At 38.1% G+C, this 19,766-nt stretch carries 13 protein-coding genes; 10 read left to right on the forward strand and 3 right to left on the reverse strand.

Features of this window, described 5'->3' with window-relative positions; all coding sequences use genetic code 11:
- Positions 1-3: 3 nt before the first annotated feature.
- Both ACH3PA_RS14380 and ACH3PA_RS14385 read right to left on the reverse strand, forming a co-directional pair.
- The gene (locus tag ACH3PA_RS14380; protein WP_416442975.1) at positions 4-1,614 is read right to left on the reverse strand and encodes a RagB/SusD family nutrient uptake outer membrane protein; all 1,611 of its coding nucleotides are present in this window, start codon (positions 1,612-1,614) and stop codon (positions 4-6) included.
- A 10-nt stretch (positions 1,615-1,624) separates the two neighbouring features.
- The gene (locus ACH3PA_RS14385; protein WP_416442973.1) at positions 1,625-4,591 is read right to left on the reverse strand and encodes a SusC/RagA family TonB-linked outer membrane protein; all 2,967 of its coding nucleotides are present in this window, start codon (positions 4,589-4,591) and stop codon (positions 1,625-1,627) included.
- A gap of 216 nt (positions 4,592-4,807) precedes the next feature.
- Here ACH3PA_RS14385 and ACH3PA_RS14390 point away from each other — a divergent pair, with 216 nt between their 5' ends.
- The 10 genes from ACH3PA_RS14390 to ACH3PA_RS14435 all read left to right on the forward strand — a co-directional run bounded on the left by ACH3PA_RS14390 (position 4,808) and on the right by ACH3PA_RS14435 (position 19,324).
- Positions 4,808-5,827: a LacI family DNA-binding transcriptional regulator gene (locus tag ACH3PA_RS14390; RefSeq protein ID WP_416442971.1), complete on the forward strand. Its 1,020-nt coding sequence runs from the start codon at positions 4,808-4,810 to the stop codon at positions 5,825-5,827.
- Between the two features lie 85 nt (positions 5,828-5,912).
- A complete protein-coding gene (locus ACH3PA_RS14395; protein ID WP_416448262.1) occupies positions 5,913-7,745 on the forward strand; it encodes a glycoside hydrolase family 13 protein in 1,833 nt (610 codons plus the stop codon).
- Between the two features lie 71 nt (positions 7,746-7,816).
- Complete coding sequence (locus ACH3PA_RS14400; protein WP_416442967.1) at positions 7,817-9,691, forward strand: alpha-amylase family glycosyl hydrolase; 1,875 nt, start codon at positions 7,817-7,819, stop codon at positions 9,689-9,691.
- A 367-nt stretch (positions 9,692-10,058) separates the two neighbouring features.
- Positions 10,059-11,597 (forward strand): YifB family Mg chelatase-like AAA ATPase, encoded by a 1,539-nt coding sequence (locus tag ACH3PA_RS14405; protein WP_416442965.1) that lies wholly within the window; start codon positions 10,059-10,061, stop codon positions 11,595-11,597.
- Between the two features lie 91 nt (positions 11,598-11,688).
- Entirely contained in the window at positions 11,689-12,495 is an 807-nt protein-coding gene (locus ACH3PA_RS14410) for an SDR family NAD(P)-dependent oxidoreductase (protein ID WP_416442963.1), read from the forward strand.
- 278 nt (positions 12,496-12,773) lie between these two features.
- Complete coding sequence (locus ACH3PA_RS14415; protein ID WP_416442961.1) at positions 12,774-15,641, forward strand: M16 family metallopeptidase; 2,868 nt, start codon at positions 12,774-12,776, stop codon at positions 15,639-15,641.
- A gap of 130 nt (positions 15,642-15,771) precedes the next feature.
- Positions 15,772-16,995 carry an Nramp family divalent metal transporter gene (locus tag ACH3PA_RS14420; protein WP_416442959.1) on the forward strand — a complete coding sequence of 408 codons (1,224 nt, stop codon included), beginning with the start codon at positions 15,772-15,774 and terminating at the stop codon, positions 16,993-16,995.
- Between the two features lie 8 nt (positions 16,996-17,003).
- Positions 17,004-17,747 (forward strand): 5-oxoprolinase subunit PxpA, encoded by a 744-nt coding sequence (gene pxpA / locus ACH3PA_RS14425; RefSeq protein ID WP_416442957.1) that lies wholly within the window; start codon positions 17,004-17,006, stop codon positions 17,745-17,747.
- A 3-nt stretch (positions 17,748-17,750) separates the two neighbouring features.
- Entirely contained in the window at positions 17,751-18,476 is a 726-nt protein-coding gene (gene pxpB, locus ACH3PA_RS14430; protein WP_416442955.1) for a 5-oxoprolinase subunit PxpB, read from the forward strand.
- Positions 18,473-19,324 (forward strand): biotin-dependent carboxyltransferase family protein, encoded by an 852-nt coding sequence (locus tag ACH3PA_RS14435; RefSeq protein WP_416442953.1) that lies wholly within the window; start codon positions 18,473-18,475, stop codon positions 19,322-19,324. The genes pxpB and ACH3PA_RS14435 overlap by 4 nt, the downstream gene beginning before the upstream one ends.
- On the opposite strand, the gene ACH3PA_RS14440 is transcribed toward ACH3PA_RS14435, so the two are convergent.
- Positions 19,301-19,558: a hypothetical protein gene (locus ACH3PA_RS14440; RefSeq protein ID WP_416442952.1), complete on the reverse strand. Its 258-nt coding sequence runs from the start codon at positions 19,556-19,558 to the stop codon at positions 19,301-19,303. The two genes, ACH3PA_RS14435 and ACH3PA_RS14440, sit on opposite strands and share 24 nt — an antisense overlap.
- Positions 19,559-19,766: the final 208 nt, after the last annotated feature.

Genomic DNA, 19,766 nt, shown 5'->3' on the forward strand with positions numbered 1-19,766 from the left:
ATTTTAGTAGCCTGGATTTTGAGTCAGATTTGTATTTATAAGTAAAATATTGTCTGGTAGAGGAAACACATTGCGATAGTCTGCCACAGCTTTACCATTTGAGGCACCACCTTTAAAAGGCCATAAATAAGAACTTGTTACAAATTGATTATAGCGTATTAAATCTGTACGTCTTAAGCCTTCCCAATGTAGTTCTCTTGAGCGCTCATCAAGTACAAACTGTGCAGTAAGATTAGATTGATTAATGGTAGTTGCTCCAGCTCTGTTTCTTAATTGATTAACAAGGCCAGTAGCTGTTGCTACATCACCACCGCCGCCTTTTACAACAGCTTCTGCATAGTTAAGATAGACCTCTGCCAATCGTATAAGCGGTAGGTCTGTGTCTGCAAAATTACCGGAAGCATCACTTCCCTGAACTCCGTCAACGTCTACATTTTTAAATTTACCCATTGCATAACCATCAGAAAATGTATTAGCAATAGTGTTGATCTCATAATTTTGTCCTTCAGTAAAAAACTGAGCTCTTTGATCGCTCCATGCTGTAGGATGACCATCATCATCCTGTGCAGTAGCTGCATAGTCAAATTTTTCTACCAGGGCTTTAGTACATCTGTAACCAGCCCAGCCGCCATTAACACCATACTCAACCGGGTCCATATCACCACCTATGGGAGCATGTACCAGAAAAGTTGTACCTCCATAAGTTTGAGATTTAATTCCGTCAAAATTGAGAACAAAAATAAATTCGTTTTGAGCCCCGTTTGAATTGTTATCTGCAAGGAATAATTCATCATAAGCTGAACCATTTCCATTACCGTCAACTGTATTTATTATGTACGAGCTTTGTAAAACCTTCTCAGAATATTGAAGAGATTCTGCATATCTGTCTTGCCCTGTATATACACCGGCATTTAAATATAATCTGGAAAGCATGGCCCAGGCTGCTACCTGATCTACGCGACCATACTCATTACCCTGACTGGGTAAAAGATGATCCTGTATTTCTAAAAGTTCACTTTCTACAAAATTGAAAACTTCCTGTCGTGTATTTTGTACAGGCAGATCTGTTGTGATCTCTGTTACCAAAGGTACATTTGCAAAAAGATCCATCAAATTGTAGTAAGCGTATGCTCTTATAAAGCGAGCTTCTGATATGTATGAATCTACTTCTGTGTCCTGTGGCAAGTCTGTGGCATTAGCAATAAAAGAATTACTAAATGATACCACTTGAGCCAGACGATAGTACATCGCTGTAGTAAAATCGTTGCCAGATCCCCATGTCATTTCATGTAAATTAGGCAACCCGGGATCTCCCCAGCTTACCACGCAATGATCTGTAGTTAACTCATTCAAATTGTAAAGCATACGTGAGAACTGTGAGAAACCCTCATCTACACCCTGAATATCTGCTTGTCCTGATGGGCCCTGTTGACCGGTAAGTGCAAGACTGGCATACACTTTTGCTAAAGCGCCTTTAGCTTCAGTCTTGTTTTGATAAACATCTACCTCAGTAAAAAGGTCAGGATCTATAGGAGTTTGATCTAAATCTTGCTCACAGCCTGTAAATACTATTTGCAGGAGCAGACCGATAAATAAATAATTAAGCTTTTTCATTATTGTTTTTTTAAAAATTGAGGTCTACACCCAATACAAATACGCGAGGTCTTGGATAAAAGTTATTATCAATACCTCCGGTAATCTCAGGGTCCAGGCCACTGTAGTTTGTAATGACAAATACGTTATTTGCTGCTGCATAAAAACGCATTGGTTGGCCTGCAAAACCTTCCTGAAAAGTGTAACCTAAGGTTATATTATCTAATCTGAAGAAGGAAGCATTTTCTATAAAGTAATCACTTAACAGGTTAGTTTCTGTAAACTGTCTGAATCCTGTATTTAAATAATCTGAATGTATATTATTTATTACTCCGTCATTTTGGAATACAGTATTAAGCGATGTAGAACTGGCTATGTTATTATAAGAATAATTACCCAGACTTGCTCTTGATACCACAGAGAGATCAAAGCTTTTGTACCTCAGGTTTGTACTTAATCCCATGAGCACATCAGCATACGGATTCTTATATAAATAGCGGTCACTAGAATTTATTTGACCATCATCATTAAGATCTGCATAGGCTCCCTCTATAGGTTTACCTGCTTCATTATAGATCTGTTTGTAAACTAAAAATGTGAACGGGGCTGCTCCCACCTGATGGCGTTGCACAGTATTACCTACACCACCAGAAATCCCACCTACATCCTGAGCATCTGGAAGACGTGTGATCTTGTTCTCGTTATACGAAATATTGTAATTGATGTTCCACTCAAAATCTTCGGTTTTAATGGGGGCTAAATTCAGTTCAAATTCGAGCCCTTTATTTTCCATATCACCTATGTTTGCACTTATTGTATTTCCAAAATTTGTAAATGGATCTACAATTGTACTTGAAATAAGATCTTTGGTTTTTTTGATATACCCGTTAACAGAACCCGAAATGCGACCATCAAGAATGCTATAATCTACACCAAGGTTTAAGGTATTACCTATTTCCCATTTAAGATTCTCATTTATGGGTTCTGGTCTGTATGTCTGGTAAAATGAATTTCCTAATTGATATTGAGCAGTTGTTGTACTTGATACGTAACGCGTTAAGAAGTTGTAATCTCCTAAACCATTTACGTTACCTACTTCTCCATAACCAACTCTTATTTTCAATTCATTAAAGAATCCATCTGTCATGAAATCTTCATTATGAATATTCCAGGCTAATGCAGCAGAAGGAAAATATCCCCATCTGTCGTTAGGATTCAGTTTAGAAGAAGCATCTGCTCGCAGGGTTGCTGTAACTAAATATCTGCCATCATAATTGTAGTTTACTCTTCCAAAATAAGATAAAAGCACATTTTGAGATTTGTCTATAAATCTCTGGTCAATAGACGCATCTTCATTAAGACCACCTTCTGCGTCTACGATGCGCTTATAATTACTTGAAAAGTTGTCAAACTCAAATCGCTGGTATGAATATCCCGCTGTTGCGTCTATACTGTGAATTCCAAATTCTCTTTTGTAATTTAAATACGCGTCAAAAAGATAATTTTTAGCATTCTGAGTATATAGATCTCTTGCACCATCAAAACCTGTCTCTGCAGTTGGAATATTGTTATCTGTAACTTTAGAACCTTCACTGTCTGAAACATCATAACCACCGTTAACTGTAGCTGTTAAACCATTAACCCAAGGTAACTCATAGTCTACTTTTACATTTCCTACAAAACGTTTTACTGTCGCTTTATCATGTACAAGATCAAGAAGAGCAAGTGGGTTAGTAGGAGCAAGACTAAGTTGTCTTGTTCCTGCTGCATTAAGCCAGGTGTAGTAACCCACGTCATTCCCATTTGCATCTGTATATGCATAAAAAGGTGAATTTACATCGTAAACCGGCTGGGTAGGATCAAAAGAGGTAGCTGCACCAATAGCGTCACGATTTGCAAATTTGTTTTCAGTATGAGCCACACGAGCGTTAAGCTCAATTTTAAGATGATCATCAAGAAGTTTAGGAGTAAGATTTACCGCTCCTGTTATTCTCTCAATGTTATCACCTTTTAATACTCCGCTTTGATCTGTATAACCTAACGAAGTACGTAATGGTACTCCTAATACTGCTCCTGTAGCGCTTAATGAATGATCACTGCCAAAGGCCGAAGTATATATTTTATCCTGCCAGTTTGTATTTTGATCACCTAAAAGACTAATGTAATCTTCATTACCGCTTGCATTTACTACTCCTCTAAACTCACGAGCTGTTAGAACATCAACTGTATTGATAGGATTGTAAACAGATGTTACTCCTCTGTAATTGAATTTAAATTCTCCAGATTTTCCTTTTTTGGTTGTGATAAGAACAACACCGTTAGCCGCTCTCGCACCATAAATAGAAGTAGCAGATGCATCTTTAAGCACAGTCATGGCTTCAATATCATTAGGGTTGATAAGATTAAGCGGGTTTCTAGTACCACCTACACCGCCATCATTAAGGGGTACACCGTCTACTACAAATAAGGGGTTTGAGTTCAGGTTAAGAGAACCAATACCTCTTACGAGAACATTCGCGCCCTCACCGGGAGCACCACTACCACTCACGATAGATACACCGGCAATTTTACCTTGTATCAATTGTTGTGGTGACACTACAGGGCCTTTATTAAAATCTTTTGATGTTACAAGATTTACGCTTCCTGTAAGGTCTTCTTTTCGTACAGAACCATAACCTACAACAACCACTGCATCAAGCTCGGCTGTGTTTTCTTCAAGAGTAACATTAATAACGGACTGACCTGTAAACGAAATCGTTTGAGATTTAAAACCTAAATAAGAGAAAATCAATTGTTCTCCTGCATTTACCGTGAGACTGTAGTTTCCGTCAAAATCTGTAGTGGTACCATTAGTAGTATTTGCTACTATGACATTCACTCCCGGTATAGGTTGTTGCAATGTTGCATCGACCACTTTTCCTGTAACTGTATTTTGCGCAATTGATAAAAAAGGCATCAAAATACACAGGAAAAATGTTCCTTTAATTAGCATTTTCATAAATAATTGTTGAATTGTCTAGATTTAAATAATTGTGACTTTTTTCATTTGAGGCTAAATGTATATAAACTGCGTGTTAATTATAGAAGCGAGTTGCACAATGGGCGTTACTATAACGGTTTCGTGTTGACAAGTTTTTGTAAAGGCATGGTTTATGATAACGTTTGAAACCTCGATCTGGTCGTACTTTTGATTTATTGTAAATTGTCGACCATTATGAAGAAGAAAATCACCCTTAAGGATATTGCTAAAGAGCTCGACGTTTCAGTTTCTACAGTTTCAAAGTCTTTAAAAGATAGTCCCGAGATAGGTGATGATACCCGTGAGAAAGTTAAAGCTTTCGCGAAACTTTACAATTATAAGCCTAATAATATTGCGATAAGTCTCAAAAATCGCATGACCAAGAATATCGCTCTAATTATCCCGGAAATCGTCAATGATTTCTTTGCTTCAGTAATTCATGGTGTGGAAGAGATAGCAAATAAAAACGGGTATAATGTGCTCGTCTGTCTTTCTAATGAATCTTTTAGAAAGGAGGTTGTCAATATTGAAACTCTCGCAACCGGTGGCGCTGTAGACGGTTTTATAATTTCACTTTCTAAAGAAACTCAACTTAAAAGCGATTTTAATCACCTCATTGAGGTTGAAAACCAAGGTATGCCTTTAGTTATGTTTGACCGTATCACAGATCAGGTCTTGTGCGATAAGGTGATCATAGATGATGCGCGGGGTGCATATAATGCAGTAAGTCATCTAATAGAAAAAGGGCGCAAGAAAATTGCACTCATCACAACTGTAGATTATATAAGTGTAGGGCATTTGCGTACGCATGGTTATTTTAAAGCACTTTTAGATCATGGTATGGATTTTAATCCTGATCTGGTCGTTCGCATAGAAGAAGTAGAATCTTGCCAGGAACCTATAAGAAAGCTTCTAGATTCACAAGAAGTAGATGCTGTTTTTACGGTTAACGAGTTGTTTGCCGTAACGGTAATGAAGGAGATTAAAAGTATAGGTAAACAAATACCAAAAGATATTGCAATCGTGGGCTTCTCTGATGGTCGCTTGCTGCAACATGCAACACCGGGTATAAGCACGGTAAGTCAGCATGGTGACGAGATGGGTCGCGTGGCTGCACGTATGCTAATTAAAAGATTACAGTCTGAAAAGGAGGAAGAAAGTTTTAGCACTCGCGTGATTAAAACCACCTTAATTGAGCGGGAATCTTCCATATAAAGAAAATGTAACTATATTTACCCCGACTTTTTTCATTTCACAAACTTTTATAAACCACCTTGTATTGAGGTGAAATATGCTGTGTATGAAAAAAACTATCCTTGCCATTACATTACTAATTTCGTTTATATCTTTTTCCCAAGTCAAAAAAACAGAGCCGCCTAACTGGTGGGCCGGGATGCAGTTAAAGCAATTGCAGATCATGTTTTACGGCGATAATATAAGTGAGTATACAATAGAAACTTCTCCAGAGATTACTATTCTTAATGTTCTAAAGACAGAAAATCCTAATTATGTTTTCGCCACAATTTCTACTCAGGATTTAAAGCCGGGAGATTATCAATTCTCCTTTCAGAAAAAAGGTAAAACAGCTTTTTTTAAAACCTATATCATTAAAGAAAGAGATGCTGGTTCTGCCCGGCGTGAAGGCTTTAATAGCAGTGATCTCATTTATTTGTTGATGCCAGACCGCTTTGCAAATGGAGATAAAAATAACGACTCAAATAAAGATTTATCAGAAAAAGCAGATAGAAATAACAAAGGCGGGCGACACGGTGGCGATATAAAAGGTATTACAGATCATCTTGGTTATCTTCAGGATCTGGGAGTGACAACCGTGTGGAGTACTCCGCTCTGCGAAGATAACGACCCAGGATATTCATATCACGGTTATGCACAAAGCGATGTGTATAAGATAGACCCACGTTATGGTACGAATGAAGATTACAAGAATCTTGCAGATAAGCTGCATCAAAGGGATATGAAACTGGTAATGGATTATGTGACCAATCATTGGGGTGCAGAACACTGGATGATAAAAGATCTACCCACCTATGACTGGATTCATCAGTTTCCCGGTTATGCTAATTCTAACTATAGAATGACAACCCAATATGATCCTCATACTTCTGCTATAGATAAGAAATATTGTGAAGAAGGTTGGTTTGTACCCTCTATGCCAGATCTTGATCAGAGCAATCCTTTGGTTTTAAATTATTTGATCCAAAATGCTATCTGGTGGATAGAATATGCGGGTCTTGATGGCTTACGCGTTGACACGTATTCTTACAATGACAAAGAAGGTATTGCAAAATGGACGCAGGCAATTATGCAGGAATATCCCCATTTTAATATTGTAGGCGAGGTCTGGTTGCATGATCAGGCGCAAATTTCGTATTGGCAAAAAAATAGTAAAATTGGTCAAATTCAGAGTTATAACAGCCATTTACCCAGCGTTATGGATTTCACACTGCACGACGCAATTAGCGTGATGTTTGACGAACAAGCTTCATGGGACGGCGGAATGATGAAAGCCTACGAGAATTTTGTAAACGATTTTCTATATCCTGCGACCGATAATTTGCTTGTTTTTACCGAAAATCACGATACACAGCGTATTAATACACAACTTAAAGGAGACTTTAATAACTATAAATTAGCAACGACTTTAATTGCTACAACACGAGGTATACCTCAAATTTACTATGGTAGCGAGATAGGTATGCAGGGCGATAAAGCTAATGGTGACGGCGATATACGTCAGGATTTTCCGGGAGGCTGGGAAGCTGATAAGCAAAACGCTTTTAAGGCAGAAAGCAGGACAGATGAACAGGCAGCTTATTATGATTTTACAAAAATGCTTTTTAACTGGCGCAAGAACAGCCCCGTGATTCATACGGGAAAGCTAACCCAATACATACCCGAAAATAATGTGTATGTTTATTTTCGTTATAACGAAAGTAAAACCGTCATGGTCATTTTAAATAACAATACTGAAGATCAAACTATAGATATGACCCGTTTCTCTGAAAATTTAAAAGGCCGTACAACAGGAAATGAGATATTGACAAAAACGGTAGTTTCATGGCAAAAAACGCTCAAAATACCGGCAAAAACGCCTTTTATATTAGAACTTTAAAAGATAATTTTTGCGGTAATAAGCAAAATTGTCTTCCTAATAGTTGATCTGCTCTAAATGCACTTTCAATAATGAAAAAACTTATTGTTACTTTACTGGTTGTAATGACACTCCTTAGCTGTAAGAACAGCGAGGAACCTCAAAAAATTAGCCCAATGCAAACCGAAAAACCACACAAAAAGGAAGTTGTTTATCATGTTTTTACCAGACTTTTTGGTAATAAGAATATAACCAATAAACCTTGGGGTACGATTGAAAAAAATGGCGTAGGGAAGTTCAATGACTTTACAGATAAGGCACTTCAGGAAATTAAAGATCTGGGTGTAACTTACATCTGGTATACTGGTGTTCCTCACCATGCAGTGATTACAGATTATACTAAATATGGTATTTCTAATGATGATCCAGACGTGGTAAAAGGTCGCGCCGGCTCGCCATATGCGGTTAAAGATTATTATAGCGTAGATCCTGATCTTGCTGTAGATCCTGAAAAAAGAATGGAAGAGTTTCAGGCATTAATTGAGCGTACACATAAAAACGGACTCAAACTTATTATTGATATTGTGCCAAATCATGTTGCCAGAAAATATGAAGGAAAGAATAATCCCGAAGGTGTTTCAGATTTTGGAGCAAATGATGACACTTCTGTAGAATATGCCAGAGATAATAATTTCTATTACATCCCGGGAGAAGCTTTTCAGGTTCCGCAATGGCAACATAATTATCGGCCTTTAGGGGGTGAAAATCGATCTGAAATAGACCAAAAGTTCGATGAAAATCCGGCAAAATGGACAGGTAATGGTTCGAGTAAAGCACAACCCGATTTTAATGACTGGTATGAGACCGTAAAAATAAATTATGGTGTAAAACCCGACGGAAGCTACGATTTTGATCTCCTTCCCGGTGATTATGCAGAGAAGGATTACGCCGCACATTTTGAGTTTTGGAAAGATAAAAATGTACCAGATTCCTGGGAGAAATTTCGAGACATCGCTTTATACTGGACGGCAAAAGGAGTAGATGGTTTTAGATATGACATGGCAGAAATGGTGCCGGTAGAATTCTGGAGCTACATGAATTCTTCCATAAAAATGAAAAATCCTGATGCTTTTCTTTTGGCTGAAGTTTATAATCCGCAGATGTACCGAGACTACATAAATCGCGGGAAGATGGATTATTTATACGATAAAGTAGAATTGTATGATACCATAAAGCATATCATGCAAGGTCACGGCAGTACAGATTATATTGCATCTATCGTTCAACAGCAGGAAGATATTGAGCATAATATGTTACACTTTCTTGAAAATCATGATGAGCAGCGTATTGCAAGTCCTGATTTTGCAGGCGACGCGCGCAAGGCAATGCCGGCGATGGTAGTTTCTGCAACTATAAGCACATCGCCTACTATGATTTACTTTGGTCAGGAAGTAGGTGAGCCGGGAGCAGAGCATGCTGGTTTTGGTAGCCCAACGCGCACATCTATTTTTGATTATATAGGCGTTCCTCACCATCAGCGATGGATGAACGATGGTAATTTTGACGGTGGTCAATTATCTGATGACGAAAAAGAATTACGCGATTTTTACAAACGCCTGCTCAATATTAGCCTTAAAAATCCTGCTTTTGAGGGTAAATATGCCGATATTCATGCACATAATCGCTACAATACAGAATGGTATAACGATAAGGTTTACTCGTTTGTACGCTGGAATGAAGATGAAAAACTCATCATAGTTTCAAATTTTGATGCCAATGATACGTTTGGCTTTGATCTGGAAATCCCCGATTATATCATAGAGCAATGGAAATTGAAAGACGGTTTATATTCCGTTTCAGATCTTTTGTATGGCAAAATAAATGGCGAACTTAAAGTTGAAAGTGGCCTTGGTAAAATGCGTGTAGATGTTCACCCGCTGCAGTCTTTTATATTTCGGGTGCAATAAAAAGTAAAAACCTGTTTCTTTGTGCTATGTAAGACTAACAACTAGTTTGATAACGACTATAGCTACAAAGATAATTATGAGGGAAATAGAGGTTAAGCCTTTTGATTCTTTGTTGTAAAATGTTCCCATGTTAGTTGATTTTAAAGGAAGAATGCCATTTAGGGGACGAAGGATAGTTAGCTCATTCTTCAATAATTTGAATAATTTGGGTTAATTTATTAGTAGATGTTTATCGACAGAAAAGGTTGCGTCTACAAAGCATTTATTTTAAAAATTTATTTAAATAATAAAGAGCCTGCCTAAATATCATTGTAAATAATTTTTGATTACATATAAGATTTCTTTTCTTTGAGAGACAAACACTTATATGCTCACAAAAGTTTATGGCTCTGCGGTATTTGGCGTTGAAGCAACGACCATTACAGTAGAGGTTAATATTGACAAAGGGATAGGTTATCATCTTGTAGGTTTACCAGATAATGCTATTAAAGAAAGCAACTACCGCATAGCCGCTGCTCTGCAGAACAACGGTTTCAAAATTCCGGGTAAAAAGATCACACTTAATATGGCACCCGCAGATATGCGTAAAGAAGGTTCTGCTTATGATCTTACGCTGGCGGTGGGAATTCTTGTGGCGAGCGGACAAATAAAAGCAGATGATCTTAACGATTACATTATCATGGGCGAGTTATCTCTTGACGGAAGCCTGCAACCTATTAAAGGAGCGCTGCCTATTGCTATTAAAGCGAAAGATGAAGGTTTTAAAAAATTTATACTTCCACTGCAAAACGCTAAAGAAGCAGCGATCGTAAAAGATCTTGAAGTTTTTGGGATAGAAAATATATCGCAGGTCATTTCATATTTTGATAAAGACGAACCGCTTGAGCGTACAACTGTAGATACCCGAACGGAATTCTACAACAATCTTGAGCATCCTGAATTCGACTTTGCAGATGTGAAAGGACAAGAATCAATCAAACGCTGCATGGAAATTGCCGCAGCCGGTGGTCACAATATTATTTTAATTGGTCCACCGGGAGCAGGAAAAACAATGCTAGCGAAGCGTTTACCGTCCATTTTACCACCTATGACTTTACGCGAAGCGTTAGAGACTACAAAAATTCACAGTGTTTCCGGGAGAATGCGCGAGCATGTAGGCTTGATGGCACAACGGCCATTTCGTAGTCCACACCACACTATTTCAGACGTTGCATTAGTTGGAGGCGGGGCCTACCCGCAGCCGGGAGAAATTTCGCTGGCTCATAATGGTGTTTTGTTTCTTGACGAGTTACCAGAATTTAAACGCACGGTGCTTGAGGTAATGCGCCAACCGCTTGAAGATCGCGAAGTCACCATTTCTCGGGCACGTTTTACAGTTACCTATCCCAGTAGTTTTATGCTTGTAGCGAGTATGAACCCCAGCCCGGGAGGCTATTTTAATGATCCCGATGCTCCGGTTGTAAGTTCGCCGGCAGAAATGCAGCGCTATTTAAGCAAAGTTTCCGGACCTTTATTAGACAGGATCGATATTCATATAGAAGTAACTCCTGTGCCTTTTGATAAATTGTCTGATGAGCGCCGGGCAGAAAGCAGTGTTAGCATACGCGAAAGGGTGAACCGTGCCAGACAGCTGCAAACAGAACGCTTCCGCGAAAGTGATCATATTCATTACAACGCCCAGATGAGCGTAAAACAGATCAGGAAACATTGCGCGCTTGATGAACCGTCAAAGAATCTTTTAAAAAATGCGATGGAAAGACTAAATCTTTCCGCAAGGGCTTACGACCGTATTTTAAAGGTTTCACGTACGATAGCAGATCTTGAAGCTGCTGAAACTATACAAGGTCATCATATAAGTGAAGCGATACAATACCGCAGTCTAGATCGCGATGGTTGGCTGGGGTAAATTCTTATTTTAATTTAAGAAATTTTATTATGTTCATTATCAAAGAGTAAGTATCTTAAATTAAGAATTAAACCTGCTAAAAAAAATTGCTATGAAAGATCCTAATTTAACCGCCCTTATTACCGGGGCATCCAGTGGTATAGGCAAAGCTCTTGCACATGAATTTGCTTCACATAATTATAATCTTATTCTGGTGGCGAGAAATAGGGAAAATCTGGAAATGCTAGCTGCAGCAATTAAAGATAAATACAGTATAGTAGTTATAGCTGTTGAAAAGGATTTAGCCCGTGATGCGGCTGCACAAGAACTTTATGATGAGATTAAATCACTTAATTTAATTGTAAATGTTCTGGTAAATGACGCGGGAATAGGACAAAGAGGCAATTTTGTAGATATTCCGGCAGAAAAAGATGCTGAGATAATTCATTTAAATATTATTACGCTCACGCATCTTACTAAACTGTTTTTAAAAGAAATGGTCGCTAGAAATGATGGTAAGATTTTACAATTGGGATCTATAGCAGGGTTTCAACCTGGCCCATTGCTTGCAGTTTATCACGCCAGTAAGGCTTTTGTAGTATCTTTTTCTGAAGCTTTAGCCACAGAGCTAGAAGATATGGGAAGTGCTGTAACCATTACCTGTTTATGTCCCGGCCCTACAGATACCAATTTTTTCTCAAGAGCAGATATGCAGGAAACAAATGTTGTGCAACATAAAGAGATACTTATGCAAGCACCGGAAGAAATTACCGCAGGTGCCTATAAAGCATTAATGAGTGGGGAGCGCATATATATTCCCGGAGCCTCTAATAAGGTAATGACTTTTATTAGGAGGGCAATACCTAAAAGTTTGCAGTCAAGAATGCAGAAGAAGTTTTACGAAACCAGCGAAGAATAGCATAATATCAGGTTTTTTATACAAGAAATCGCGGGTTTCCACCGAGATTTCTTTCACAATCAGCCTACTTTTTCATTCTTATCAAACAAGAGAGCAAACGCCATATAGTTTGTTCAATCTTATCAATTCTTCAATTAAAAGAGCTCGCTTTTATAATTTTTCAATAATTAGCTTTCATATTTAGCTGAGTAATAAATATGTACTTCATTAACATATTCCTAACAATTACTACAGAACTTTATTTATATTTAGCTAGTTTTTAATTAAAATTATATAAAATGACAAACATTCGTTTTAGACCGGTAGCAATTATGTTATCGTTTTTGTTTGTAGCATTTGTATCCTGTGACGACAAAATAGGGGATAAGGATGAGGCAGACGCAAATTTATCAATCGACTACGACAAGTATGAACTGGAAAATGGTCTTAATGTTGTTCTTCATCAGGACGACTCAGACCCTATCGTTTCTGTAGCAATACAGTACGGTGTGGGCTCAAACCGTGAGAAAAAAGGCAGAACTGGTTTTGCGCATTTATTTGAACATGTTCTGTTTCAGGAATCTGAACATGTACCACAAGATCAATTCTTTAAAAAAGTGCAGGATGCGGGTGGTACTCTTAACGGTGGTACCTGGACAGATGGTACCATTTATTATGAAGTTGTCCCAAACAATGCGCTTGAGACAATCCTTTGGTTAGAGTCAGACAGAATGGGTTTTCTTATTAATACCCTAACAGAATCTGCTTTCGCAAATCAACAGGAGGTTGTACAAAATGAAAAACGCCAGCGTGTAGACAATAATCCGTACGGGCATACAAGCTGGGTGCTAGATAAGAATTTATATCCTGATGGGCATCCATATAGCTGGCAGGTAATAGGCGAACTTGAAGATCTTAAGAGCGCAACTATTGATGATGTGAAGGAGTTTTACGACAAATTCTACGGTCCTAATAATGCGACTCTGGTAATTGCCGGTAATTTTGATGAGGCTAAAACAAAAGAACTTGTTGAGAAGTATTTTGGCCCGATTAAAAAGCATGGCGAGGTAGAACCATTAGCGGTTCAAAACGTAACCCTTGATGCCAGCAAAAAACTGTATTACGAAGATAATTTCGCTACAGCGCCACAATTAAATATGGTTTGGCCCACAGTTGAGCAGTATACAGATGATGCTTATGCTCTTAACTTCTTAAGTGAAATACTTTCTGAAGGTAAAAAAGCACCTCTGTATAAAGTACTCGTAAAGGAGAAAGAACTGGCTTCAAATCCGCGTGCGTTTAATAACGCTGAGCAAATTGCAGGAAACTTCCGCATTATTGTAACAGCAAACTCTGGTGTTGATCTTGATAGCGTTGCAAGCGGTATTAATGATGCTTTTGCTCTTTTTGAAAAAGAAGGTGTAAAAGATCGTGATATTGAGCGCATAAAAGCAGGTCTTGAAACCGATTTTTATAACGGAATAAGCAGTGTTTTGGGTAAATCATTCCAATTAGCACAGTACGATGTATTTACCGACAACCCAGGTTTTATTACAGAAGATATCAATAATATTAAGGCAGTTACAAAAGAAGATGTAATGCGTGTGTACGAGAAGTACATTAAAGACAAGCCTTATGTGATGACCAGTTTTGTACCTAAAGGTCAAAAAGAATTAATAGTAGATAATTCTGAAGAAGCTCAGGTTGTAGAAGAGGCGATCACAGAAAATGTGCAAACGGAAATTGCAGATGCAGAAAATGATTATGAAAAATCTCCTACCACTTTTGATCGCGATACGCCACCGGCAATAGGAGACACGCCTAAACTTAAAATACCAGATTCATGGAAGGCTGAGCTAGATGACAAAATGGAAGTTTACGGTATCGAGCAAACTGAGTTACCGCTTGTAAACTTTAGCCTTGTAATAGAAGGTGGTCACCTGCTTGATGATCTTTCTAAAAATGGCGTTGCTAACCTGATGACAGATATCATGATGGAAGGTACGGCTAACAAAACTCCTGAAGAGCTTGAAGAAGAAATAGATCTTTTAGGAGCAAATATCAATATGTACACTACAGATGAGTCTATCGTAATACGCGGTAATACGCTTAAGCGAAACTTTGACAAAACAATGGCTCTGGTTCAGGAAATCCTTTTACAACCACGTTGGGATGAAGAGGAGTTTGCTCGTATTAAGACCAGCACCATTAACGGTATACAACGTGCTGATGCAAATCCTAATGCAATAGCAGATCGTGTTTATAATAAAGTACTTTATGGTGAAAATCATCCTTTTGCTTACCCTACATCAGGAACTGTAGAATCTGTTGAAGCGATAACAATTGATGATTTAAAGAATTTCTATGAGAAAAATTTCTCTCCATCTGTGAGTAGATTCCATGTTGTGGGAGACATAAACGAGGAAGAAGCCCTTGCTGCTCTTGACGGACTAGAAGAAAACTGGCCAGCAAAAGATGTTGAGATCCCAACATACGAAGTAAGTAATGATCGTGATAGAGCTTCATTATATTTTGTTGATGTGCCTAATGCTAAACAATCTGTTATAAATATTGGTTATGTAGCCTTGCCTCGCACAGATGCAGACTTTTTCCCTGCAGAAGTTATGAATTACAAACTAGGTGGTTCATTCTCTGGTAATGTAAATCTTATTCTAAGAGAAGAGAAAGGATATACATATGGTGCGCGTTCTGGCTTTAGCGGTTCTACGATCCCGGGAACTTTTACGGCTTCTTCAAGTGTAAGAACAAATACCACAGGAGAATCTGTAAAAATATTCAAAGATGAGATCGCAAAATATAAAGACGGAATCTCGCAGGAAGATCTTGATTTTACTAAAAATGCAATGATCAAGTCAAATGCCAGACGTTTTGAGACACAAGGTTCTTTATTAGGAATGCTTCAGGAGATGAGTGCTTATGACCTTGATCCTAAGTATATAGAAAATGAAGAATCTACTGTAGGCGCAATGACACTAGAGCAGCACAAAGCATTAGCAAACAAATATCTTGATGAGTCTAAAATGGCTTACCTTGTTGTAGGTGATGCAGCTACACAGTTTCAGCAGTTTAAAGATATGGGCTTTGATGAGGTTAAACTTCTTGATAAAGAAGGAAATGAGGTTAAATTATCTGACGTGAAAATGTAATTAGTATATATTTTAAGTTGTTAATTCATTAAAAGGCTTGTCATTGCGACAAGCCTTTTTTTATACGAATAAGCCGTTTTTCCTTCATTCTGGCCCGATTTTCATTTATATTTAAACCATTAGCACATTTATGCGTAACCCCTTTAAAAATATAGGTCCCGGCGCTTTAGTAGCCGCAGCTTTCATAGGTCCCGGTACAGTTACAGTTTGCACACTTGCAGGAGTACAGTTTGGCTATGCACTTTTATGGGCAATGACACTTTCTATTCTTGCCACCGCTGTATTACAAGAAACCGCAGCTCGTATAGGTTTAGTTACGGGAAAAGGACTATCTCAGGTTCTGCGGGATGAATTAAAACAACCGCTTTTGCGAAAACTTATGCTGGCTCTGGTTCTCGCAGCAATTGTTGTGGGGAATGCAGCTTACGAAGCAGGTAATATAAGCGGCGGAGTTTTAGGAATTCAGGCTTTAGGATGGCAGGGAATCTTAGACATGGGGAGCTTTAAACTAAATATTTTAAGCATTATTTTAGGCGGTATAGCCTTTGCTTTGCTTTGGATAAGTAATTACAAAGTATTAGAACGTGTTCTACTGGGTTTGGTAATTATAATGAGCCTGTCATTTGTAATTACAGCAATACTAACAAAGCCGGACTTTATAGCCATATTGAAAAACAGTTTTGTTCCTTCTCTTCCCGGGGAAAGTATTCTTACTGTTGTGGCACTTGTGGGGACAACGGTAGTACCTTATAATCTCTTTTTACATGCTTCTTTGGTAAATCAAAAGTGGAATGGTGCAAAAGATCTTTCGCTCGCCAGAAAAGATACTTATATCGCAGTAGTTTTGGGTGGTCTTGTATCAATGTGCATAATAATAGCAGCCAGTGCAATTAAATCATCACAAGTTACAGGAGCCGCAGATCTTGCACAAAGTCTCGAGCCGCTATACGGTGAGGCTGCGCAATACTTCATTGCGATTGGTCTTTTTGCGGCCGGGATTACATCGGCGATCACAGCGCCATTGGCTGCAGCTTATGTGGCTCAGGGTTGTCTGGGTTTTAAAGGAGGTTTAAAAAGCACTAAATTTAGAACTGCATGGATGCTTATATTAGGTCTGGGCATTGTGTTCTCAACATTTGGTGTACAACCCATACAGATCATCAAATTTGCCCAAATAGCTAACGGATTGCTATTGCCCATTATAGCAGCTCTCCTTATCTGGCTTGCTAACCGCTCCTCAATTCTGGGGAGTTATAAGAATACTACAACTAAAAATATTTTAAGTCTTATAATTCTGGTAATAACGATCATTTTGGGTTGTAAAAGTATTTTTAAAGTCTTTGAGTTGATCTAACAATGGAAATGAAAGCAACACAAAAATATATAGATATCAATTGTGATCTGGGCGAGGGCATAGGCAATGAGGCAGATCTAATGCCGTTTATAAGTTCGTGCAATATTGCCTGTGGCGGTCATGCCGGCGATGAAGAAACAATTAAAAATGTTATCGCTCTGGCGAAAGAAAATAACGTGAAAATAGGTGCTCATCCGTCATTTCCTGACCGCGAAAACTTTGGCAGAGAGGAAATGAAAATCGGTGAAAAAGAGCTAAAAAACAGCCTGTATGATCAAATATCGCTGGTGCAAAATGAATGTAAAAAGCAGGGCTTAAAAATGCATCACATTAAGCCACACGGGGCTCTTTATAATTTGTGTAATGTGGATGAGAAATACGGTAAAATAGTGCTCGATATTCTTTTAGAATTTTACCCAAATATTCCACTTTATGCTCCTTATAAATCTGTCATAAGTGAGCTTGCAAAAAATAAGATCAAAGTGCATTTTGAAGGTTTTGCAGATCGTAATTATGAAGCTGATCATACACTGGTTTCTCGTAAAAAAGAAATGGCTTTATTAAAGAAAAAGGAGGAGGTATTAGATCATGTTTTGAGTATGATTTTGCATAATGAAATAAGGTCTGTTTCAGGCAAAATAATTCACACAAAAACTGATACTATTTGTGTGCATGGTGATACGCCTGCGGCTGTAGAAATGGTTAAATTCTTGTATAAAAAACTTCCTCATCATGGTGTGCAAATCAAGTAGAAAATGAAAGAGCAGCCTCAAATATCTATGCTGGGAGAGCGGTCTATTTTATTACAATGGTCGTGGAATTTCTCAGAAGAAAACTTATATTGGTTGCTTGAAGTACGAAGATTTATAGAGAATAAATTGATTAAATCAAAAGTTGAGGTAATTAATACATACAACTCGTTATTAATTATTTACGATTTTGGTATAAACGTTGTCTATGATGATTTTATTGTACTAAAATCGACTAATTTTAGTACAATAAAGAATGAAGAAGCTAAATCCCGACTTTACAACATTCCGGTTTGTTATGATGCACATTTTGCTTTAGATATTGACTTTTTGAGTGAACAGAATAAACTATCAAAAAGGGAAATAATAGACCTGCATACCGCCCCAGAATACATACTTTATTTCATGGGGTTTCTGCCCGGGTTTTTATATCTGGGAGGCATGCATAAAAAGCTTTCTGTACCGCGTAAAAATGAACCTCGTTTAAAGATAGAAAAAGGGGCTGTTGGCATCGCTGAAAATCAAACAGGGATTTACCCAAAATCAAGTCCTGGCGGGTGGCAAATTATAGGTAATTGTCCCTTGAATTTTTTTGATCCCAATGCTGAAAACCCAAGTCCTTTTTCTGCAGGAGATCTCATTAAATTTTACGAGGTAGAAAAGGAAGAATATGATGAAATTTCAGAGCTTGTAAAATCGGGCAAATACACCTTAAAATCGGAAATAAAATGAGCGATTTTATCGAGGTTTTATCACCGGGTTTTTACTCAACTATTCAGGATTTAGGACGATTTGGTTATGCTAAATTTGGTGTTCCTCAAAGTGGAGTGATGGATTCATTTTCGGCAAAGAAAGCAAATCTGTTGCTTAATAATAAACAAGACGCTGCCGTTTTAGAAATCACCATGACAGGACCTGTTTTAAAATTTCACGCGACCTGTTATTTCGCTTTAAGCGGAGCTAAATTTTTAACAGAATTGAACGACGTGGCTATTGAAAATGACAAAGCCTACTTCGCGGCAAAAGGTTCTGTTTTGCGATTTAAAAGTATAGTAAACGGCTTTAGAAGTTATCTCGCTATCAAAGACGGATTTTTAAGTGATGTTAAACTTGAAAGTCGCAGTATGTATGACGGTATCACAGATACGGTAAGGCTTAAAAAGGGCGATCATTTGTCTGTGCAAGCTCAGGAATACAAAAACCAGAAAAGTGCCAGAGTAAGCTTTCGCGAAAGCGGAATTTTTAAACCGGGAATTGAAGTTTTCACAGGACCGGAGTGGAAGCAAATCCCCGAAACTATAAAACAACGTTTTTTATTAGACACATTTACGGTTTCAAAAACAGGTAATCGTATGGCAATTCAGCTTGATGAAAAGCTGCCCAATAACATGCAGGGTATAATCACAGGGCCTGTTGTGCCGGGAACGGTACAGCTTACCCCTGCAGGAAAACTCATTGTTTTAATGCGCGATTGCCAGGTGACCGGTGGTTACCCGCGTGTTTTACAACTAACCGAAATGGCGATAAATACGCTTGCCCAGAAAAGACCGGGAGATTTAATAAATTTTAAATTCAAGTAAACTTGAGTCTTCTAAAGCGTCGCTAAGCAATTGTATAGAATCGCCCCTGCCCAGCATAAAGTCTAAACGTTGTGCTTCTTCGCCCAGTTCATGATTGCTTAAAAAGGAGGTCCAGAGTGAATGGATGAATTCGGGGTATTCTGTTTCTTCGGGGCTGTGAATAAGGCCCATATACTGCCCGCGTTGTACAAGACGTAAAATATTGATTTTGCCGTATTCCAATATTCTTTCCATTTATTTTTTAATTAATTAATTAGAGGAGTTTAAAATGGTGTCTTTCTTAATTTGAATAAGAAAATCAAGCAATAATAAGGCATCGCAGCGTCATAAATTATACGATTAGACCAACTGAATAGATTTAACGCTCAAGCACATATTTTATTGATTAATTGCAATTAAGAGTGCGGGTGATTTTACTGCGGTTGAGCGGGGAATTTGCCCC

This window comes from Leeuwenhoekiella sp. A2 (assembly GCF_047946655.1).
In the GTDB taxonomy this organism is placed as follows: Bacteria; Bacteroidota; Bacteroidia; order Flavobacteriales; family Flavobacteriaceae; genus Leeuwenhoekiella.